Genomic DNA, 21,097 nt, shown 5'->3' on the forward strand with positions numbered 1-21,097 from the left:
CTCCCATGCCTGCGCCTCTCTCGCAAGCACGCCTGATTCAACTGACCGTTACCGCTGTTGCGGTGCTCGGTGCCCTCGTTTCCTGCACCGGCAGGGACTACCAGCCTACTGCCATCGTCAAGGACGGCGTGGTCGTCAGCGTCCGGGACCAGAAAATGGCCGTCATGCGCGGCGGCAAGGTCGTAAAGACCTACCCGGTCAGCACATCCAAATTCGGACTCGGGGACGGCAAGGGAAGTTGCCGTACTCCGCTGGGCGCGCACCGGATTGCCGCCAAGATAGGGACAAACCAGCCCAAGGGCATGGTGTTTAAAAGCCGGAAGCCCACCGGGGAATGCGTGGCGCCGAATTCTCCCGGCCGCGACCCTATCGTCACGCGCATCATGTGGCTGAAGGGCGTGGAATCCCGCAACCGGAACGCCTATTCCCGCCTGATCTACATTCACGGAACGGCGGAGGAACGCACCATCGGCACTCCCGCCTCCTACGGTTGCATCCGCATGAAGAGCGACGACGTGTATGAAGCTTTCAACCTGGTCAATACTGGAGACCCCGTGGTGATTGAACGCTGCTCCATCAGCGCCTCCCTGAAAGCGCTGGAAGAGGCGGAAAGAATGCAGAACACCCCCCTTCTGGTCATGGCCCCCGCCCCGGCAGCCGCAGAGCCCCACAATACGGCTTCCCTGGTTTCCTACCGCCACCGGTCTTCCCGCCCCCCTGCCGTGGCCCTGACGCACAAGCAGACCACCGCCAAAAAGAAGGCCGCCTCCCGGACTCAAACCATACAGTCCCGCAAGGCGAAAAGCGGCAAGTCCGCGTCCCGCTCCTCCAAAACATCGCGGTCCCGCCGCGGCTGATTTTTCTCCGCCCGGCTTCCTTCCTCTCCCGGCATGCCTGACACGGCTGTTTGAACGCGCGGTTGCGCGCCTTCGTCACATTTGTTAACATGCGCATATGGAGATGATGGAACACGAAGATATCAGCAACGCTAATCTGGCCGGGCATCTGCTGGTGGCCGCTCCCTACCTGGAAGGCGGTGGATTCCACCATTCCGTCATTTTCCTGAGCCGGGTGGAGGAGGAATTCGTCATCGGCTACATCCTGAACCATCCGGCCAACATGACCGTAGGAGACGTAGCTCCCAGCACGGACATTCCTGCGTCCCTTTATTCCGTCCCCATCTTCAAGGGCGGTCCGGTGGAGCGCAACCAGCTCATTTTCGCCGCCTTTTCCCGTACGGAGGAAAAATTGCGCGTCCAGTTCCACCTTCAGGAGGAGCAGGCGCTGGAATATGCGGAAGACCCCCATGTCATGCTGCGCGCCTATGTGGGGCACAGCGGATGGACGCTGCCCCAGCTGCGCAGGGAGCTGAACGACCGCGCGTGGTACGTTTCCCCCATGGTTCCGGACCTTTGCCTGGAGCCGGATTATTCCAAGGTGTGGGCCATGGCCATGCGCCGCCTGTCCCCGCTGCACCAGATCATGAGCCACGCGCCCGCACAGCCTTCCTTGAACTGATACCACCCGTCATGAGCATCCAACAAAACCTGGAACACATTATCTCCCGCATCCGCGCCGCGGAAGCACGCGCCGGACGCCCGGAAGGGTCCGCCAGCCTGGTAGCCGTCAGCAAAACGTTTCCGGCCTGCGACATCCGGACCTGCTATGATGCGGGACAGCGCGTCTTCGGAGAAAACAGGGTTCAGGAAGCCCTGGAAAAGATTCCCGCCCTGCCTCCGGACACGGAATGGCACCTTATCGGCCCCCTCCAGCGCAACAAGGTGCGCAAGGCCCTGGAACATTTCACGCTGATCCATGCCGTGGATTCCCTGCGCCTGGCGCAGTTCCTGGACACGGTAGCGCAGGAGACGGGCAAACGCCCCCGCATCCTGCTGGAAGTCAATGTCGGGGCGGAAGACAGCAAATTCGGGTTCTCCCCGGAGCTTCTGGAACAGAAGTGGGAAGAACTGGCACGGCTCGGCCATATCGAGATCGCCGGCCTGATGTGCATTCCCCCTCCCGTGGATGACCCGGAAGAGGCTCGGCCCTATTTCCGCCGCCTGCGGGAGCTGAGGGATTCCCTGGCCGCCAAAAGCGGAATGCCGCTTCCGGAGCTGTCCATGGGCATGAGCCATGACTTTGAAACCGCCGTGGAGGAAGGAGCCACCCTCGTCCGCGTGGGCACGGCCATTTTCGGAGGCAGGACGTATGCCCCGGCGCCGTCATTTTAATTGGACAGAAGGAATTGCGGCGTGTAGGGTTGCTGAAGAGGGAGGGAAAGCCCCGGACGGTTTTTTTGATTTCATAGCCCATGCTGACAGGAGGGAAAAATGTGATTCCGCATGCGGTGCGGGACGTAGCGGATGCCGCCGCGGCATTTTCCGCTCGCATTGGTCCGGACAGGCATTTCGATTCCCAGAAGGATGTGGAGGAAGCGCTGGAGGAATGCTGCACTCCGCAGAATGTCACCGTCATCGGCCTGACGGGGTCCGGCAAGTCCTCCACGCTGGACGCCTTGGCGGGGGAATATTTCTGCTCCCGCGTTTCCAGCGAAGCCACCCTGATACGCTGGCAATACAAGCCCAACCCCGCCCCGCACACCCATGAATGGGTGGAGGACCGCTTCTACCCGTCGGATTCCCTGCTGAATCTGGAGTTCTGGGACACCATCGGCCTGGAACAGCCCGCCGCCCCCCCAGCGGCTGAAACACATCGTCCCCAAGTCGGACGCCGTGCTGGTCGTCATTTCCGCCAAAGACGGCAATGAACCCGCCATCTGGGAGTATTTGAAAACGCTGGAGGAACGGCTCCATTCCCGCATGGTGCTGGTCATCACCCACGCGGAGCTTCTGCCTTTTGAACAGCTTCAGGCGCTGAAGGAGGAGATGCGCTCCGTCTCCCGGGAACATCTGGGCGTTCAGCTTCCCCTGTACCCCATCACTCCCGCCGGGGAGCGCGCGGGCGAGGGAGTGGAAGCCCTGAGAACCTGCGTGCAGGAGGTTCTGAAACGGAGCCCCCTGACGGACAGGCGCGTGGAACGCCTGCTGCTGGCCACGGACCGCCTGCTGGAGGAACAGGGGAAGGTACTCAATGAACTGCACCGCCTTTCCAAGCTGGATTCCGGCTTCCTGACTTCCATTGACCGGGAAATCGACCGCATCCAGCTTCAAATGGAGGAGGAAATGCCCGCAAGGCTGAAGGCATACGCGCAATACGTCCAGGATTGCGTGCCGCGGCTGGGTAAAAAGTCCGCCCGGCAGCTGGGACGCTTCCTTTCCATCAGAAGGACGATGATCCTGCACAAGCTTCCCCCCGTCATCGACGAATGGTTTTATGAACTGGTCAAGTCGGGCATCGAAGAACGGCACGCCTACTACAACAAGGAGTTTCTCAACATCTGCCAGACACACTGGAACCACGTGCGCCCGCGCGTCAGGGAGCAGTGGGATTGCGACATCGGGGAATTCCCGGCAGCCCGGCTCCAGGCGGACCTGGAGGTGTACAAGGAACGGCTGGGACGCTCCGTGTACATGCCGCTGAAGGATTTCGGCATCAAGCCGTGCCTCAGCAAGCTGTTCCTGGACCAGGAAGACGTGATGCGGACGGAACTTAAGCTGATGCTCGTCATGGTCATTCTGGGCGCGTTGCTGGGCAGCTTCGGGGAACACGGGGCGGGATTCGCCTGCCTGGGCGTGGCTCTGGTCCTGTGGCTGGGGAGCAATCTGGGACTGGCCTGGATGCAGTACCGGCTGTCCAAGCAGATCGTCTCCGCGGCGTCTGAAATGAGCATTGCGATTGACTGCGGCCTGCGCACTCCCCTGTATGAAGCCATGATCAGCGGCCTTTCAGATTACCGCAAACTGTACGCGGATATCCGCGGCCAGGTGGCCGGAGGCGTGGAGCACCTGACGCCCCTGCTCAATGCACGCTATGACCTGTTCTACAAGCTGACCGTGCAGAAGCACCGGTTCCGCATTTAACCCCCCTACTTTTCCAGGCGCCCTGCCCGCTCCGGGGAATTTCCGTTTTCCCTTCCATTCGCACTTCCGCAAACGGGCTTTTGCGGAATATTGCGGAATACGCAGCTATGCGCATTACTCCATGCCGGGGATGACGACCATGTCCACCTTTTTGTCGTGCGGTTCCACAGGTAGGTCGTCCAGAAGCTGGCAGGGAAAGCAGACGCCGACCAGTGGAACGCCGCGCGCCGGACCGGCCAGCAGGGTATCGTAAAACCCCCCTCCGTAGCCCAGCCTTCTTCCATCTCGCGTGAAGGCGGCTCCCGGCAGAACAATCAGGTCCAGTTCCCCCGCGTGCAGTTCCGGACATGCCGGACCGGGTTCCCGGATGTCCCAGCTGCCCGTGACGAATTCCCCGCCATGGCACACGCGGTGAAAACTCAACCGGCGCCCTTCATGCACCAAAGGAAAATACCATTCCCGTTCCGGCATCATGTCCAGCAGGGGCAACAGGTCCACCTCCCCCGGTCTGGCGGCAAAGACGGCCACGCGCCGATAGTCCTTTTCCCGTGCCAGGGCCGCCAATTTCCGGCAGATGTCCAGGGACACGGCCTGCCGGGCGGCGGCGTCCAGTTCCGCAATCCTCCCGCGGATCATGCGGCGCAGTTCCCGCTTGGCGGCCGGCAGTCCTCCTATTGTTCCGGATTGGGGTGCTTCGCTTTCCATTCCAGCAGGCTTTTAAGAAATACGCTTTCCAGTGAATTGCGGGGGTGCCCGTCCTCCAGCCACACGGCGCGCCCGTCTTCCCGTACCATTTTTTTCAATTCCTCCAGAAGGCGGGGGGAGGCGTGTTCCAGCAGGATTTCCTGCTTGTCGGAGTCCCTCGTCAGTTCGTTCATGGAGCCTTCCGCAATGAGAAGGCCCTTGAAGATGATGCCCACCCGGTCGCACACTTCCTGAACCTGCTCCAGAAGGTGGGAGCACAGGAATACGGTCATGCCGCGGTTCTTGAGATTTTCAATGATGTTCCGGATGTCCCGGGAACCGAGGGGGTCCACCCCGGCGGTCGGTTCGTCCAGCACCACCAGGCGGGGGGACTGCACCAGGGCCTGGGCCATGCCGATGCGCTGGAGCATTCCCTTGGAATAGCCGCCCAGACGGCGGTCCGCGGCGTCCGACAGTCCCACCAGGTCCAGCAGTTCCCTTACTTTTTCCTTCAGGCTTCTGCCACTGAGTCCGCACAACTTTCCGTAAAAAGCCACGGTTTCCGCCCCGGTCAGGAATTTGTAGAAGTACGGGTTTTCCGGCAGAAAGCCCACTTCCTCCCTGCTGTCCGGGGACAGGCTGGATTTGCCGAAGATGGAGCAGGAGCCCTGCGTGGGCCTCACCAGCCCCAGCAGGGCCTTCATCAGCGTGGATTTTCCGGATCCGTTGGGACCGATGAGGCCGTACACCTCCCCCTGCCGGATGCTCATGTCCACCCCGCGCACGGCGTGCACCACGGGCTTGCCCAGACCCGTCTTGAAGGTCTTGTGCAGGTTGACTATTTCAGCGGCGGCAGGCTGGTCCATAAAAGGGGGGGATTACCGTTTGATCTGCCCCAGGCGGCGCAGAAGTATCTGGCTCATTTCTATTCCCTTGGTGAACAGTTCCACGGAGAAGTTTTCATTGGGGGAATGGATGCGTGCATCCGGCAGGCACATGCCCAGCATCAGCGCATCCGCTCCCAGCACGTTTTTCATTTCCTCAATGATCGGGATACTGCCGCCTTCACGCACCAGCACCGGCTTGCGCCCGAAGGCTTCCTCCAGGGCCTGCTGCGCGGCGAGGCCGAATTCGGAGTTGGGATCGCAGACATAGGCCCTGCCGCTGTGCTCCCGCTTGAATTCCACGGACACTCCCCTGGGCGTATGCGTTTTCACGTGCTCTTCCAACAGGGATTCGATCCGTTCCGGGTCCTGGCCCGGCACGAGGCGGCAGGATATTTTGGCGAAGGCGCGGCTGGGTATGATCGTCTTGCTGCCCTCTCCCTGGTAGCCGCCTCCGATGCCGTTGAGCTCCAGCGTAGGGCGCGCGTAAATGCATTCCGCTCCGGTAAACCCGGCTTCCGTCACCACGGTATCCACTCCCGTCAGCTTCGCCAGTTCTTCGTTGCTCATGCCGGGCACCGTGGCCCACATGCTGCGTTCCCAGGTGGCGATGGGTTCCACGCCGTCATAAAATCCCCTCACGGCCACGCGGCCTTCCGAATCATGAAAGGAAGCGATGATTTCCGCCAGAGCAGTGACGGGGTTGGCTACCGCCCCGCCGAACACGCCGGAATGCAGGTCGGCGGACGGTCCCTTCACGATGATTTCCGCGCCCGCCAGACCGCGCAGGCCGTAGGAAAAGGTGGGAGCGTCCGGAGCGGCCATGCCGGTATCGGAGACAACGATGACGTCGCAGGCCAGTTCATCCCTGTGCTCCTTCAGGAAGAGGGAAAGACTGCCACTGCCGACTTCCTCCTCCCCTTCCAGCAGGAAGATCACGTTCACGGGCAGATGCCCGCCGTTCTGGCGCTGGAGTTCCTCCACGCCCAGAATGTGGGCGAACAGCTGGCCTTTGTTGTCCGTGGCTCCGCGGGCGTAAATTTTGCCGTCGCGCACTTCCGGTTCAAAGGGGTCGGACTCCCACAGCTCCACCGGATCCACGGGCTGCACGTCATAATGGCCGTAAATCAGCACGGTCGGCCTGCCTTCTTCCCGGGGGCTGCGCCCCACCACGACGGGATGCCGGTGCGTCTTGTGCGCCACGGCTTCAAATCCCATGCCGGAGAGCTTGTCCACCAGCCAGTCCGCGCAGTCGCTCACGTCCCGGGCATGCTCCTTCTGCGCGGAGATGCTGGGAAACCTTAACAACGTAGCCAATTGATCCAGTCTGTTCATGGCACCATGAGACCATGCCTGGGCTCTCAAATCAACAGGTAAAGTGTGGCATTCCCTTCCGGAACGGGGCTTTTTTCAAAAAAATGGGCCATCGGGGCAGTCCGGGAATATATTTGATTGCCCTGAAGCGTCGTTTGTCCCTTTAATAAGCCTATGTTCAGTAAATCCAAAGTAAAAAAAGTGGATTTCGTCACCCTGTCCAAATTTTACGGCAAATACAAGGAAGCCCTCCAGCTTGAGCTGATCAACAGCCCGGCGGGCCTCACCCGCCACATTTGCGAACCGGCGCTCAACCGTCCCGGCCTGGCCATTGCCGGGTTTTACTCCTACTTCGCCAACAAGCGCATCCAGGTATTCGGCTCCGCGGAGCTGGCCTACCTCCAGAAACTGCCGGAAGGCATGCGCAAATCCCGCATCCAGCGCATGTTCCGGTGCGAGGTGCCGGGCATCGTTTTTTTCCCGGGACCAGGACCCTCCCCAGGAGATCGTGGAACTGGCTGACGAGGCCGGGGTCTGCGTCTTCCGCACCAGCCTGGTTACCATGAAATTCGTCAACTCCGCCACCATTATTCTGGAAAATGAATTTGCGGAAAGCATGACCTTGCACGGCTGCATGGTGGACGTGCGCGGCGTGGGGGTGCTGATACGCGGCAAGAGCGGCGTGGGGAAGAGTGAAACGGCCCTGGGCCTGATCGAACGCGGGGCGGCTCTCGTGGCGGACGACATGGTTTACGTGCGCAACGTGGGCGGAGAACTAGTGGCAAGTGCGCCGGAGATGAGCCGCGGCTTCATGGAAGTGCGCGGCCTGGGCATCGTCAACATCACTACCCTGTTCGGGCTGAAGTCCCTGCGCCACAACAAGCGGCTGGACCTCATCGTCACGCTCATTCCCGCCAGGGACCAGGAACAGCTGGACAGGCTGGGTCTGGAGAGGGAAGGTCTTGAAGTTCTGGGAGAAAAAGTATTGCACGTCCAACTTTCCGTGGCCCCCGGCAGGGATATAGCGCGCTTGGTGGAAGTGGCCGCCATGGACTACCATCTCAAGGACATGGGCATCGATATGGCCGGAGAGTTCAACCGCCGCCTCATGTCAAACTTCCCGGCCCCGGAAAGCGACGACTGACAAAAAACTCTTGGAAAAAAGCTCTTATTAGTGTACTTACCGTTTTAGCAACCGCTTCACCCCTTACTTCTATTTCCATGGTTACCAAGGAACTCACCATCATCAACAAACTCGGCATTCATGCCCGCCCGGCTGCTCAATTCGTCAAACTGGCCAGCAGCTTTGATGCAGACATCGTCGTGGAAAAGGATGGCGAAGAAGTTGACGGAAAGAGCATTCTGGGCCTCATGATGCTGGCCGTGGGACACGGTTCCAAGATCACCGTCACGGCTGAAGGGAAGGACGAGCAGCAGGCGCTCGACGCGCTGGAAGACTTGGTCGCCCGCAAATTCGAAGAAGATTGAACATATTCCGGCTCATGGCCATGAGTCCGGGCCAGAAAGCCCGCAGATGATTCAGGAACCCATTTCCACGGAAGAAATACATCTCCAGGGCATTCCTGTTTCTCCCGGCATCGCCCTCGGTAAAATCAGGATCCAGATCAAGGGGTCCAAGGAACCGGTCGCCTACGACATTGAGCCGGACGAGGTGGATTCCGAATTGGTGCGCTTTCACCGCGCCCTTCAGACGACCGCGGTGCAGATCAGGGCCCTGCGCGAGCGCATGATCCAAATTTCCGGGGAAAAGGAAGCCGCCATTTTTGACGCCCACATTCTCCTCCTCCAGGACAAGATCATCCTCGACCAGGTCCGCACGGAACTGGCCAGGCGCCTCCAGAACGTGGAGCATATCTTCTACGTGGTCATGCAGAACTACATGGAAGTCCTGCGCCGCGTGGACGACCCCTACCTGCGGGCCAAGACCGCGGACATGGAGGACATCATGCAGCGGGTGATCGACAACCTGCGCAGCACGGAACCGCCGGAGGAAGACGAGGAGGACGGGGAAGAGCCCGAAATCCTCGTGGCGTACGACCTAACGCCTTCCGACACCGCCGCGGTGGACGCCAGCCAGATTCACGGATTCGCCACGGAAATAGGGTCCTCCGTTTCCCATACGGCCATTCTTGCGCGTTCCATGGGCATTCCCGCCGTGGTGGGGCTGGAGCAGGCGCTGCTGAATGTGGAAAGCCACGCTCCGGCCATTCTGGACGGCTACAAGGGCGTCCTCATCCTCAAGCCTTCCACGGAGACCGTAGAATACTACAAGCGGCTCCAGGTGGAGAAGGAAAAGGCGTACAAGGCCCTGGAAGCCCTGCGGGACCTGCCCACCGTCACCCGGGACGGCCGCAGCATCCGGCTCTCCGTCAACGTGGAATTCCCCCATGAATACTCCGGCATCAAGGAGGTGGGCGCGGAAGGCGTAGGGCTGTTCCGCACGGAGTTCTTCCTGCTGGGCAATCCATCCGGCATGCCGGATGAAGAGGAGCAGATGCACTATTACAAAAAACTGGCGGAAGGCTGCGCCCCTCACGGCGTCATCTTCCGCACGCTGGATTCCGGAGGCGACAAGCTGCCCTGCGAACGGCTCGACACTCCGGAACCGAACCCCTTCCTGGGCTGGCGCGGCATCCGCGTTTCCCTGAGCCGTCCGGAACTGTTCAAGCAGCAGCTCCGCGCCATTCTGCGCGCCTGCGCGGACACGCCCGGCTGCGGCATCATGTTCCCGATGATTTCCGGCTATACGGAAGTAATCACCGCCAAGCACATCCTCCAGGAATGCAGGGAAGAGCTGGAACGGGAAAAAATCCCCTACGCGCGGGACTTGAAAGTGGGCATCATGATTGAAGTCCCCAGCGCCGCCATCATGACGGACGTGCTTGCGAAGGAAGTGGACTTCTTTTCCGTGGGAACCAACGACCTGACACAGTACACAATTGCCGTGGACAGGGTCAACAACCGTGTGGCCAACATGTTCCGCCCCACGCACCCGGCCGTGGTGCGCATCATCGGCATGACGATTGCCGCCGGTGACAAGGAAGGCATCCCGACGGCCATCTGCGGGGAAATGGCGGGTGACATCACCCTGCTGCCCCTGCTGGTGGGGCTGGGGGCCACCTCCATGTCCGTGGGCGTCCACCTGGTTCCCATCATCCGCTACGCCATCCGCAATCTGGACTACGGCCAGTGCCGGGAGATGGCCGGGAAAGCCCTCTGCGCTCCCAACAGCCGGACCATTGTCAATTTGAGCCTGGCCCTGGCCCGGGAATCCTATCCGGCCCTGTTCGAATAAAACCGGAGCACGGCCGGGAAACCGTTCTATCCCGCATCCGGCAAAAAACATGGCTGGGCAGACATGCAATCTTGACAGATTCACGCGTCACGTGCGTTATATTATTATCAGCATTTTCACCATGAGATATTCCAAAACCGCCGCCTCTCTCGCCCTGTGCCTGGTCGGCACTGCCTTTTCCGCCTCCGCAGCGACTCCGGCGGCAACTGCCCCGGCCGCCCAGAAACGCCCCAACATCATTTTCTTCCTGGTGGACGACATGGGCTGGCAGGATACCTCCCTGCCTTTCTGGAGGGAAGCCGACGGCACGCCCAAACCCACCTTCCTGAACAAACGCTACCGCACACCGAACATGGAGGCCCTGGGCAAACAGGGCATGGTCTTTACGGATGCCTATGCCCAGCCCATCTGCTCCCCCAGCCGATGCAGCCTCATGTCCGGAATGAACTCCGCCCGGCACCGCGTGACGAACTGGACGCTTCTGCGGGACAAAACCACGGATGCAAGCCACAAGGTGCTGCAAGCGCCTCCGGACTGGAGCGTCAACGGCATTCAGCCGGCAGGCACCAAATCTTCCGGCACCACTCATCTGCCGCTGACGGAACAGGAAATCCGGTACAAAATGGACAAACCCTTCACTCCCGTCCTGGCTCTCCCTGCCCTGCTCAAGAAACAGGGATACACGACCATTCACTGCGGAAAGGCCCACTTCGGCAGCAAGGAAACTCCAGGAGCCAACCCCAAGCTCTTCGGGTTCGACTACAATATCGCCGGTACGGAAATAGGAGGTCCTGCGGATTACCGGGGCTCCCAGAAATACGGCACCGGCAATTTTCATGTCCGGGGGCTGGATGAGAACAACTATTATGAGAACGACACCTTCCTGACGGAAGCACTTACCCTGGAAGCCCTCAAACGTCTGGACGCCATCCGCAAGAACCCTGGGGAATCCAACAAGCCTTTCTACCTCTACATGTCCCATTATGCCATCCACGCTCCATTCAATATGAACGGCTACGACAAGCGTTTTGCGGAAAACTATTCCAACCCCAACGACGGCCACAAATGGTCCGACAACGAGAAGAGATATTCCGGCCTGATCGAAGGGATGGACAAGAGCCTGGGCGACATCCGGGAATACCTGAAAAAGAACAATCTGGATAAAAACACCATCATCATTTTCATGGCGGACAACGGCGGCCTGGCCATCAGCGGCCGCATGGGCAACAAGGAATCCAACTATCCCCTCAGCTTCGGCAAGGGGTCCAACCGGGAGGGAGGCATCCGCGAGCCGATGATCGTGTATTGGCCCGGTGTCACCAAGGAGGGAAGCGTCTGCACCACGCCCGTCATCATTGAAGACTTCTTCCCCTCCATTCTGGAAATGGCGGGAGCCAGAAAAGTAAAAACGCCCCAGGTAGTGGACGGCAAGAGCTTCGTTCCTCTGCTGAAAGGCGGCAAGATATCCGCCAACCGCCCCCTGCTCTTCCACACGCCCAACGTGTGGGGAGAAGGAAACGGCAACAGTCCCCTTTATTCCCCCAGCACCGCCATGCGCCAGGGCGACTGGAAGCTGATTTACTGGCACCCCACCCAGAAGTTCGAACTGTTCAACCTCAAGGAAGATATCAGCGAAGAAAACAACCTGGCGGACAAGCACCCCGAACGGGTGAAAGCCATGGCCAAGGTCATGACGGCCCTGCTCAAGGACCGCAAGGCCCAGATGCCCACCTACAAGAAGAACAACCCCGCGGGGGCCCGCGAAGGCTCGCCCGTGCCGTGGCCGGACCAGGCCGCCGCCAGGCTTTAAAGGCATTTGCTCTCCTCCCCGGAAAGCCGCATTATTCCCTTTTCTTTTAAAGGAACCGGGAGTATGGTGCGGCTTTCCTGTTTTTATTCCCTTTCCAACATATGAAAAACCTCCTTTCCATAGAACAGCTCACCGGAGACGAAATCAGGGACCTGCTGGCCCTGGGCCACAAACTCAAGGCGGAACGCGGCCACCATGAACACCTTCCCCTGAAAGGCCAGACCTGGGCGCTGATCTTTTCCAAATCCTCCACCCGCACCCGCGTTTCCTTTGAAGTGGGCATCAGCGAGCTGGGGGGGCGCCCCATGTTCCTTTCCGTCCATGACATCCAGCTGGGGCGGGGAGAACCCATCAAGGACACCGCCCGCGTGCTGGGCCGCATGATCCACGGCGCAGCCATCCGCACCTACGGACAGCAGGAAGTGGAGGAATTCGCCTCCTTCTCCGGCATTCCCACCATCAACGCGCTGACGGACGAGGAACACCCCTGCCAAATCCTGGCGGACCTGCTGACCATTGAAGAGCTTTACGGCCCCGGCTCCTGGAAGGACATGAAAATCGCCTTCGTCGGAGACGGGGACAACAACATGTCCCGCTCCTGGATGTGGGCGGCCAAGCGACTGGGCTTCACGCTCGCTATCGGCGCGCCCACCAATTACCTGCCTCTGGAAGACTTCCGCAGGCATCTGGACTGCGACAACGTCATCTTTACCACAAACCCCGAGGAAGCCGTCCGGGACGCCTCCGTCATCAACACGGACGTCTGGCTCTCCATGGGCCAGGAGGCGGAAGGCCAGTCCAAGGAAAAGCATTTCTACCCCTACCAGGTGAACGAGGAACTGCTGACCCACGCGGCCCCCAGCCATTCCGTGTTCCACTGCCTGCCCGCCTACCGCGGGAAGGAAATCACGGAAGACGTGCTGGAACGCTTCGCCCCGGTCATCTTCCAGGAGGCGGAAAACCGCGTGCATGCCCAGAAAGCCGTTCTCGCCACGCTTGCCGAAGCCAGCAAGGCATAACCTTTCCATTCCCCCCGCCATGAATTACGAAGAACGCCTGCAAGACCTGCTGGACGAACTGGACCTGTTCCAGGACTGGACGGAACGCTACGAATACATCATCAGCCTGGGCAAGAAGCTTCCTCCGCTGGAGGAGGCGTACAAGACGGACGAGTCCCTCATCAAGGGCTGTCAGTCCAGGGTGTGGGTGCATACGGAACAGGATAACAACGGCCTTCTGAAACTCTACGCGGACAGCGATTCCCTGATTACCAAGGGTCTCATCGCCGTATTCGTACGCCTGCTCTCCGGCCTGCCGCCGGAAGAAATCCTGAAAGCGGACATGTCCAAGCTGGACAAGACCGGACTCAAGGACCACCTGGCGCCCACCAGGGCCAACGCCCTCAACTCCATGGCAGCCCAAATCAAGCAGGCCGCCATGCGCATGGTTGAAAACAAGTAACCGTCCCTTCCCCGATGTTCTCCAGACTCCTTCCCCATCTGGCCCTTCTGGCCGCCGCGGCCTGTTCCTGCATCTCATGCAGCAGCACTTCCGGAGACATGACAATACGCAGCATTCCTTCCGGGGCCAGCCTGCGCGTCAACGGGGAGTATGTGGGGCAGGCTCCCGCCACCCTCTCCCTGAACAGGCACAAACCTATTCACGTGGCGGCGGACAAGCCGGGCTACTACTCCGCGGAAAAAACCTTCCACCCGGAAATGACCACGGGAGGGGCCATTCTATGGGGACTCAACAACGAGAAGTCTAAAAACTTCAAGACCGATACCCTGACCATCCGTCTCAAAAAGAGGAATTCCGAAGCGCCCCCGCTGGAGAAACTGCCTCCGGCATGGGAGCAAGGCCATAAGCTTTAGTAAGCGCACGGGCCGGAAAAGTTGATTCATCCACAGCCATTCAGAGAGGCAACGGCCATCCTTTTTCCATCAGGGACCGCAACGCCCGGATTTCTCCCGGCTTCAGGCTTCACCGGACATCAGGAGAGTGCCCTCCCCTTCTTTTGTAAAACGGCAAAACCGTCCGCCATTTCCCCAATCCGCATCTTCAGGGAATCCGGAAAAGATGTAGGCGCATTCCTTTCACCGGACAGGGCGGCGATTACGGCATTCGCTACGCATCCGGTTCAGCGGGACGGGCCATCACGGCGGACCCCACTCTTTTCAACACCAGGGCCGTGCGGGGAAGCAGGTACAGGGAGAGCCTGCTCTCTTCATCCGTAAAATGGTGCACGGCTCCGTCCTGCCGCCCGAATCCGCCAAACCGGGCATTGTCCGTATCCAGCACCACCTTCCATTCCCCTTTCTGGGGTGCGGGCAGCGTGTAGTCCATGATCGCCCGGTCCCCGGACCAGTTGAATACGAAGACAAGCCCCCCGCGATGGAATGCCATGATCTGGTTTTCCTCGTCAATATTCAGCGGGAACGGAGGGGGATTATTCAGCAGACGCGCCTCCAGGGCCAGCTGCACCATGGCATGGTCAAAAGCGTTCAGGAACTTGAACCTCAATCCGGGGTTGTCCACCAGAGACCACTGGCGGCGGCAATGGCTGTAGGACCAGCCGTTGCCCTCCCGCGGAAAATCAATCCATTCCGGATGCCCGAATTCGTTGCCCATGAAGTTCAGCCAGCCTTCCCCGCCCGCGGCCAGAGTCACCAGGCGGATCATCTTGTGCAGCGCCATCCCGCGGTCAACGATCAGGCTTTGCTGGTCCACGGCCATCTTCCAGTACATTTCCTCATCCATCAACCGGAACGCCAGGGTCTTGTCCCCTACCAGGGCCTGGTCATGGCTCTCGCAGTAGGCCACGTGCGGTTCTCCGTAACGCCTGTTTGTCAGCGTGTACCACATGTCCCCCATGCTCCATTCCTCGTCCTTCCTCTCCTTGAGCAGCTTAATCCAGTAATCCGGAATGCCCATGGCCAGCCTGTGTGAAAAACCGATGCCGCCTTCATCCACCGGACGGCACAGCCCCGGCATGCCGGACATGTCTTCCGCAATCGCAACGGCGCCCGGCTTCACCCGCTGGATCAGCGTGGAAGCCAGCTGCAGGTAGGCGACGGCATCCGGATCAACGGAGGAGCCGAAGTACGCGCCCAGCTCCCCGAACGGCTCATGTCCCCTGTGGAAGTACAGCATGGACGTTACGCCGTCAAAGCGGAAGCCGTCGAACCGGAACTCTTCCAGCCACCACCGGACGTTGGAAAGCAGGAATTCGATCACCTCGTCCCGGCCGTAGTCAAAGCAGCAGGAATCCCAGTCCGGATGGCGGCCGCGCTCCCCGGGCAGAAAATACATGCCGCCAGAACCGTCGAAGTCGTTCAGCCCCTCGGCCTCGTTCTTCACGGCGTGGGAATGCACCACGTCCAGCAACACGGCAATGTTCAGGCCGTGCGCCTGGTCAATCAGGTATTTCAGGTCCTCCGGCGTGCCGAAACGGGAGGAAGGAGCAAAAAAGGAGGAAACGTGGTAGCCGAAGGAGCCGTAATAGGGATGCTCCTGCACGGCCATCAGCTGGACAGTGTTGTACCCCAGGGCCGCGATGCGGGGAAGCACCTCGTCCGCAAACTCGCGGTATGTATGCACGCGCCCCTCTTCCCCGGCCATGCCTACATGCGCCTCATAAATGAACGGCACGTCTACCCGGGAAGGATCAAACCCGGAGTTCCTCCATTCGTAAGGACGTTCCGGCATCCATATTTCCCCGGCAAAATCATAGGTGGAAGGGTCCTGGACCGTCCTGGTAATCCAGGCGGGAATCCGGTCCTTGCCCGTGCCGTCCGCCCCCACCACGTGGACTTTCACCTTCTGGCCGTGGGCGAGAGAATCCGGAGGAAGGTTGATTTCCCACACGCCGCGTTCATTCCGCACCAGCGGATGGCTCCTGCGGTCCCAGCCGTTGAAATCCCCCGTCAGGAATAATCCGCGCGCGGCGGGCGCCCATTCCCGGTATGTCCATGCCCCCGTCTCCGGGTCCCGGTTGAATCCGTAATAGCGGTATCCTTCCGCATGCCTTTCCAAGGTCCCGGAACGCTGGATGATCCGCTTCATTTTCAGATCAAACAAACGCTGGCGGTCGCGGATCTGGCGAGCATACGGCTGCAGCCATCCGTCGGCCATCACCAGGCCGGGAATCGGGGGTCTTCTCATTATTCAATGATACTCCGCCGTAATCAGCAGGGTCAAGGAGAAAGCCTGGAAGTTTTCTTCCTTCTCTCAAGTAGTGGAAGGTCGAAAATACTGGACAACCATTCCCAACGTTTTCGGACAAAAAAGCCTTTCATTTTAATTCTCCATACGGAAACAAAACGATTCTGGCTATCTCTCTTGACGCCATTCGTATTCCTTTTTTAGGGAGACCCCTTTGAGGGCGGCGCAGTAACAGGTATAAAACTCGTTCCTTCGCAGGGCCAGGGCGGTATTGATCTTGCGCTTGAGCCATTTCACCTGGTGGTTGGCATCCATGTCCAAGGAAAAGGAATGGCTATTGCCCGGTTTCCAGGAACCGCAGCAGTGGTGAATGGAGAAGCCATGGGAGCGAATGAAGGCAGGCTGCTCGAAAAACTCTTTGGGATAAAGTTCCACCAGGTCATTTTTCCACGCCTTGCCGTTCAGCAGGAACCCCGGAACTTCATTAATGAAATAATCTGTATAAATGCTATTGGAAACAGGCCAGTACTCTTCCTTGATTTCATTGTATAAATTCAACAATTCCATACAAATAGGATGACGTGAAGGGGCATAGAGAAAGGCGGTGCCCAAGGCGCAATCATACATGTATCCCAATGCAAAACGATGATCTACGGAAAGCAGGGATAAAGGTTTGAACAATTCTATGTCGCAATCCAGATAAAATCCTCCCTGTTCGACTAAAGCCTGCAGGCGAACCACATCCCCCAGAAATCCCCATTTCTTTTGTTCCAGGCACCTCCTGCCAAATTCAAACCCTGACACATCAATATTGTCTTCGTTCCATTCGATAATTTCGAAATCCGGATTAAGCGACTTCCATCTCTCCACATTGGACAGAACCGCTTCGGGAATGGGTCCTCCAAACCAGCAATAGTGAAGTTTTCGAATCACAAGTTGTTAGAATTAAGGTTGAAAAAACCATAAGTATTGCCAATCCGTTGTCAATGGAAAAAATTGAAAATAAATGGATTGAGTTTTTTAGAGGTTAGAAAAGGGGTGGGGATCATGATCAACAAATATTTGTATAATTATTTCAAACAATTGACAATGAATATATTATTTGCATTTTTTCATTCATTTAATTTGCAACGGATTGGCAATTCGTCAAGACCCGCGACCAGTCAACACTCACGGTGCGGTCACTGTTTCCCCGGATGAAAAACAGGAAGAACTCAAGAATGCTCGGAAGCCGAATATCCCGCGCCGTACGGAAAGCCAGCATGCAGGTAGACATGCCTGCCGCAAAATGGCTGAAGAGGAATTGCCGTCTCAGCTGATTTCCTCAACATCCCGGCCAGCCCGGAATTGCCGGGTCACGTCAGCCATGAACAGGGAATCATTCCGGGACATGAGGGGAATCTAATGACGGCAGCCGTGAATCAGATGTAAAAACGCCCCAAGCTCCGCAAGCCATCGCCCCCAAATTTAATAAAATATTTTTCGGAATTATGTAAATAACCTTGTTAGAATATTGCATTGTTGCTAACGCTGATATTCAGTAATAAATTGGCGGGAGAGGCAGCCAAAACGACTGATACAAGACTAAAGTAAATAGTTCCGATATTTTTTATTGAACTGCGGATCTTCAAAGTGCACTTCAAACAGTCCTGTCTTCCACCACGGAGCAGGCACATAAGTCGGTGATGCACAAATCCCCCTCCTGCTTGGCGCCGATTACCGCCGTAGCGGCGGTCACCGCATGGGAATAAAGAACTTCGGCGCGGGTAAACACATCCACGCCCGTCTGCGGCTTCCTGCAAGTTGCAAAGAGAATGTTGCGGGGTTCCGTGCCCAGCAATTTTCCTATGACAAAAACGGGATAGGCATCAGGCTCCGTCCAGGCTCCCCCGCCTGCATAGGATCGTATTCCCGCTTGAATCTTCCTCAATCAGCTTGGTGAACGAGGCGTCCACCGCCTTGACGGAACTGATGACGCCACTCCCCGCCACAGCCACCAACTGCCGGAATACCGGGAAAAACGCCGTTTTCAGCGCTTCCTGTAATATGCACCCCTTCCCGCGAAAAATTTGAAAAACAGCTTTTATCCCGCAGATGGAGATGAAGAGGCATTCCCGAAAACCCTTTTTCCCTTCTTTAACAACCACATTAAAACACCCACCAGGACAATCGTCGCGCTGAAAGACAACAACAGGACGGCCCATGAGCGTGTCTGTTCCCGGCTGATCACTCCAAGATACAGAAGTCCCATATAACAGGCATTCAACACGGGCACATGAAATAAAAATATTCCATAAGTCAGGGAGGAGCCATAGGCCAGCCATTTCTCCACGCGGAACATCCTGTTGCCTTCACGGAAGGAAAAGAAATAGGCGGACGGAAGCAGCGCCATGTAAAACAAGGCTGCCATCACCTGGAATGGAAAGGAGTCTTCATAATAATGAAGCTCCTGCTGGGAAAGGCAAACAGAAATGGCGCTCCCTACCAGAAAAACAAGGAACAGCACGGGAAAGGCGCCCGCAAGGACTTTCCAGCGTTATCATGCGATACGCCAGCACCCCCGCCATAAACTGCCACATGCGCGCCAAAGGGCTGTAATACAGACCGCCTCCCCGCGGAATGCCTTCGGGAACATGGGAATACAGGGCAAAAGCCGTCAAAAACAGAAACGCCAGTACGGCCGCATACCACAGAATATTCGCCCTGCACAACGCATAGAAAAACGGCACGAGCAGAAGGAACATCAGCTCGCAATTCATGTACCATGCCGGAACGTCATAAAAATACATGATTTTCAGGATGGAAAAATCGGTATGGGAAAACACGTTCCAATGCGCCATATTGCGGACATGATAAGAAAACACCACCGCCAGAACAAAACCGGACAGCAGGGCCAGCCCCAGCAAAGGCAGCAGACGCCGGGCCTTCCCCCGGTAAAAGGAGACGACATCCAGCTCCTTCCTTTCCAAAAGCGGACCTATCCAGAAACCGGACATCACGCAAAAGCCTATCACGGCAATCGCTCCGCTGGGCGGTGCGGGCACTAGGTAATGCTCGCACACCACCATCAGGCAAAAGACGATGCGGATGAAGTCGAGCGCCGGCTTGCGGGAAGCCGCCGCAGGAATTGAATTGGAAATCCTGTTCATGCTTCAAACAAGCCCATCCGGGTTCCGGGTCTTCTTCCCCTGCTCTCTTCCATCACGCACATCATTCATTTTCCGGCTACGGGCATTTCATCCTTCGTTGAAAGGCGTTTTCTCATCTCTTCCAACTGGCGGTCATACTCAGGGAAAGCCGGAACGTCTCCCGTGAAAGGTCGCACGCAGGGAGAGCATAAATTCAGGCCGGGATCAACCACCTGGGAGGAAATGCTCCCCAGTGCAATCACCGTATGGAAAAAATAATCATGGGATATCATCGGCAGCCTTTCTGCATTAGCTTCCAGGTTTCTGACCATATCCGGATGCGTCTTCCTGAACAGATCGGAAAACCAGACGAAACAGGCTACATAACGCTGTTCCGGGATATCCATGGAACCGTTCTGGGTATAATTGCCCCGTTCCCCCAGGGACTGCCCATGATCGGAACAATAAAAATAAACGGCATTCCGGTCTTTTAATTTTTCAATAATGGAATAAATGAATTCATCATTCTGCAGGATGGTATTGTCATAGGCGTTCACGATGTTTTGCTTCGGGAACATGGTGGGAAAGACCATGTTGCGCTCATCGGGCAGGAACACCTTGTTCTTCTCACGGTAATAATAGGCAGGATGGCTCCCCAGGTTGTTGACGTAAAGCACCAGCCTCTGATCCCGCCCCTGCTCCAGGATGTTGAAAATATAAGGCAGGGAGTTCATCACATCATAAATCTCGTCTTCAGGAATCTGCACGATATTCCGGGTATCCTTCAACAACCGGTAGGCCGGCATGTCGTGAACGGATCCGGAAGGAAGCAAGACGGCATTTGTGGAAAACCCGTGCTTGTTAAAAAGGGACATGAACCCGGAATAATGCAGTTTGCGTCCCTCCACCGTGGCATCGGACAAAGCGCCCAGGGTACTCTCACGGGTAGCGGTGGCGTAGGAAGCCACCTTCGGGAAAGAAATGATTCCCGGAAGACGGGAGAGGAGCGGCATTGTGTTGCGTTCATACCCGTTAAAGGGAAGATGATCCGCCCGGAGCGCCTCCCCGAAATGGATCAGGAGCGTGACCGGCTCCGCTTCCCCACAGGTGGAGGCAAGCTCCGCAGGATCCTTCAATCCGTCGAGTTCCTGGAGAACACGGGTAGTTATTTCATAATAATCTTTAATCATTGTTCCCACTTTCTTGTAGGAATGCATGGGGAATTTGGAAGCCTGGCTGAACACTTCCTCCTGCATGGCCGCGGGAAGCAAAACATTATAAGGCAACCCCCTGTACCAGACGATATTCAGGCAGACCACCGCCGCCGCGGCCAGGGCAAACAGCGCGGCCCTTTCCCGGCGGGGGACAGAATACGTTCCGGCTATCCACCTTGCAAGCACATAACAAACCGCCCCGGTAGCCAACGCCAGGGGGATGGACACCGCGTTGAGATAAATGAATATCTCCTGAGGCTTCGTCTCCATGACGCTGGCGACTACCTCGTCGTTAAGCTCCAGTCCAGAAGTCCTCAGAAACCACGTAATCATGAACAAAAACAGGGAAGAACCCCACAAATACAGCATCAGACACACCCAGTGAAGGGAATACATCAATACCAGAAAGGCAAAGCACATTCCCCACCCTGAGACAAATCCGACAATCCCCATTCCAGGACCGAATTTTTCCATCACATCATATGCATATACATTAAATGCACATGAAAAAATAAATGAAAGAAGCAACAGCAACAAGAGCGCCCTGCCGTTATGCTGCAACAAGGCTTTAAAAGAGGATAAAAGCTTCATGGAGCTAGCGGG

General features: G+C 57.6%; 22 protein-coding genes. 13 read left to right on the forward strand and 9 right to left on the reverse strand.

Features of this window, described 5'->3' with window-relative positions:
* Window positions 1-5: 5 nt before the first annotated feature.
* The 5 genes from V3C20_RS12770 to V3C20_RS12790 all read left to right on the forward strand — a co-directional run bounded on the left by V3C20_RS12770 (window position 6) and on the right by V3C20_RS12790 (window position 3,980).
* Complete coding sequence (locus tag V3C20_RS12770; RefSeq protein WP_130082585.1) at window positions 6-857, forward strand: L,D-transpeptidase; 852 nt, start codon at window positions 6-8, stop codon at window positions 855-857.
* A 103-nt stretch (window positions 858-960) separates the two neighbouring features.
* Complete coding sequence (locus tag V3C20_RS12775; protein ID WP_161981253.1) at window positions 961-1,518, forward strand: YqgE/AlgH family protein; 558 nt, start codon at window positions 961-963, stop codon at window positions 1,516-1,518.
* Window positions 1,519-1,529: 11 nt separating this feature from the next.
* Window positions 1,530-2,231, forward strand: coding sequence for a YggS family pyridoxal phosphate-dependent enzyme (locus V3C20_RS12780; protein ID WP_130082584.1), 702 nt, complete (start codon window positions 1,530-1,532; stop codon window positions 2,229-2,231).
* Between the two features lie 80 nt (window positions 2,232-2,311).
* Window positions 2,312-2,767, forward strand: coding sequence for a hypothetical protein (locus V3C20_RS12785; protein ID WP_330935392.1), 456 nt, complete (start codon window positions 2,312-2,314; stop codon window positions 2,765-2,767).
* Complete coding sequence (locus tag V3C20_RS12790; RefSeq protein ID WP_330935393.1) at window positions 2,733-3,980, forward strand: hypothetical protein; 1,248 nt, start codon at window positions 2,733-2,735, stop codon at window positions 3,978-3,980. Before V3C20_RS12785 ends, V3C20_RS12790 begins: the two co-directional genes overlap by 35 nt.
* Before the next feature lie 114 nt (window positions 3,981-4,094).
* On the opposite strand, the gene V3C20_RS12795 is transcribed toward V3C20_RS12790, so the two are convergent.
* Genes V3C20_RS12795 through V3C20_RS12805 form a run of 3 tightly spaced genes read right to left on the reverse strand, consistent with a single transcriptional unit; the run spans window position 4,095 to window position 6,883 of the window.
* Window positions 4,095-4,685, reverse strand: coding sequence for a 5-formyltetrahydrofolate cyclo-ligase (locus tag V3C20_RS12795; protein ID WP_130082582.1), 591 nt, complete (start codon window positions 4,683-4,685; stop codon window positions 4,095-4,097).
* Window positions 4,652-5,530, reverse strand: coding sequence for an ABC transporter ATP-binding protein (locus V3C20_RS12800; RefSeq protein ID WP_130082581.1), 879 nt, complete (start codon window positions 5,528-5,530; stop codon window positions 4,652-4,654). Before V3C20_RS12800 ends, V3C20_RS12795 begins: the two co-directional genes overlap by 34 nt.
* Window positions 5,531-5,542: 12 nt before the next feature.
* The gene (locus V3C20_RS12805) at window positions 5,543-6,883 is read right to left on the reverse strand and encodes a dipeptidase (protein WP_130082580.1); all 1,341 of its coding nucleotides are present in this window, start codon (window positions 6,881-6,883) and stop codon (window positions 5,543-5,545) included.
* 153 nt (window positions 6,884-7,036) lie between these two features.
* On the opposite strand from V3C20_RS12805, the gene V3C20_RS12810 reads away from it, so the two are divergent.
* The 8 genes from V3C20_RS12810 (at window position 7,037) to V3C20_RS12845 (ending at window position 13,862) form a co-directional block, all read left to right on the forward strand.
* Complete coding sequence (locus V3C20_RS12810; RefSeq protein WP_330935394.1) at window positions 7,037-7,384, forward strand: hypothetical protein; 348 nt, start codon at window positions 7,037-7,039, stop codon at window positions 7,382-7,384.
* Complete coding sequence (gene hprK / locus V3C20_RS12815) at window positions 7,371-8,006, forward strand: HPr(Ser) kinase/phosphatase (RefSeq protein WP_330935395.1); 636 nt, start codon at window positions 7,371-7,373, stop codon at window positions 8,004-8,006. The genes V3C20_RS12810 and hprK overlap by 14 nt, the downstream gene beginning before the upstream one ends.
* Before the next feature lie 77 nt (window positions 8,007-8,083).
* Window positions 8,084-8,350, forward strand: coding sequence for an HPr family phosphocarrier protein (locus V3C20_RS12820; protein ID WP_067572974.1), 267 nt, complete (start codon window positions 8,084-8,086; stop codon window positions 8,348-8,350).
* 46 nt (window positions 8,351-8,396) lie between these two features.
* Window positions 8,397-10,178, forward strand: a complete 1,782-nt coding sequence (gene ptsP / locus V3C20_RS12825; protein WP_130082578.1) for a phosphoenolpyruvate--protein phosphotransferase — start codon at window positions 8,397-8,399, stop codon at window positions 10,176-10,178.
* Window positions 10,179-10,299: 121 nt separating this feature from the next.
* Window positions 10,300-11,988 (forward strand): sulfatase, encoded by a 1,689-nt coding sequence (locus V3C20_RS12830; RefSeq protein WP_130082577.1) that lies wholly within the window; start codon window positions 10,300-10,302, stop codon window positions 11,986-11,988.
* Window positions 11,989-12,089: 101 nt separating this feature from the next.
* Window positions 12,090-13,007, forward strand: a complete 918-nt coding sequence (argF, locus tag V3C20_RS12835; protein ID WP_130082576.1) for an ornithine carbamoyltransferase — start codon at window positions 12,090-12,092, stop codon at window positions 13,005-13,007.
* 19 nt (window positions 13,008-13,026) lie between these two features.
* Window positions 13,027-13,449: a SufE family protein gene (locus V3C20_RS12840; RefSeq protein ID WP_130082575.1), complete on the forward strand. Its 423-nt coding sequence runs from the start codon at window positions 13,027-13,029 to the stop codon at window positions 13,447-13,449.
* A gap of 14 nt (window positions 13,450-13,463) precedes the next feature.
* On the forward strand, window positions 13,464-13,862 hold the full coding sequence (locus tag V3C20_RS12845; RefSeq protein ID WP_130082574.1) for a PEGA domain-containing protein: 399 nt from the start codon (window positions 13,464-13,466) through the stop codon (window positions 13,860-13,862).
* Between the two features lie 253 nt (window positions 13,863-14,115).
* Here the strand turns inward: V3C20_RS12845 and V3C20_RS12850 are convergent, their stop codons facing one another.
* From V3C20_RS12850 to V3C20_RS12875, 6 genes are all read right to left on the reverse strand, one after another.
* Window positions 14,116-16,152, reverse strand: a complete 2,037-nt coding sequence (locus V3C20_RS12850) for an alpha amylase C-terminal domain-containing protein (protein WP_130082573.1) — start codon at window positions 16,150-16,152, stop codon at window positions 14,116-14,118.
* 168 nt (window positions 16,153-16,320) lie between these two features.
* The gene (locus tag V3C20_RS12855) at window positions 16,321-17,085 is read right to left on the reverse strand and encodes a glycosyltransferase (RefSeq protein WP_130082572.1); all 765 of its coding nucleotides are present in this window, start codon (window positions 17,083-17,085) and stop codon (window positions 16,321-16,323) included.
* A 706-nt stretch (window positions 17,086-17,791) separates the two neighbouring features.
* The gene (locus tag V3C20_RS12860; protein WP_130082571.1) at window positions 17,792-18,082 is read right to left on the reverse strand and encodes a hypothetical protein; all 291 of its coding nucleotides are present in this window, start codon (window positions 18,080-18,082) and stop codon (window positions 17,792-17,794) included.
* Window positions 18,083-18,235: 153 nt separating this feature from the next.
* Window positions 18,236-18,658, reverse strand: coding sequence for a hypothetical protein (locus tag V3C20_RS12865; protein ID WP_330935396.1), 423 nt, complete (start codon window positions 18,656-18,658; stop codon window positions 18,236-18,238).
* The gene (locus tag V3C20_RS12870; RefSeq protein ID WP_330935397.1) at window positions 18,585-19,301 is read right to left on the reverse strand and encodes an acyltransferase family protein; all 717 of its coding nucleotides are present in this window, start codon (window positions 19,299-19,301) and stop codon (window positions 18,585-18,587) included. The genes V3C20_RS12865 and V3C20_RS12870 overlap by 74 nt, the downstream gene beginning before the upstream one ends.
* Window positions 19,302-19,366: 65 nt before the next feature.
* Window positions 19,367-20,827: a phosphoethanolamine transferase gene (locus V3C20_RS12875; protein WP_161981252.1), complete on the reverse strand. Its 1,461-nt coding sequence runs from the start codon at window positions 20,825-20,827 to the stop codon at window positions 19,367-19,369.
* Window positions 20,828-21,097 lie beyond the last annotated feature (270 nt).

Origin of the sequence: Akkermansia sp. RCC_12PD, assembly GCF_036417355.1 — a bacterium.
Lineage (GTDB): Bacteria > Verrucomicrobiota > Verrucomicrobiia > Verrucomicrobiales > Akkermansiaceae > Akkermansia.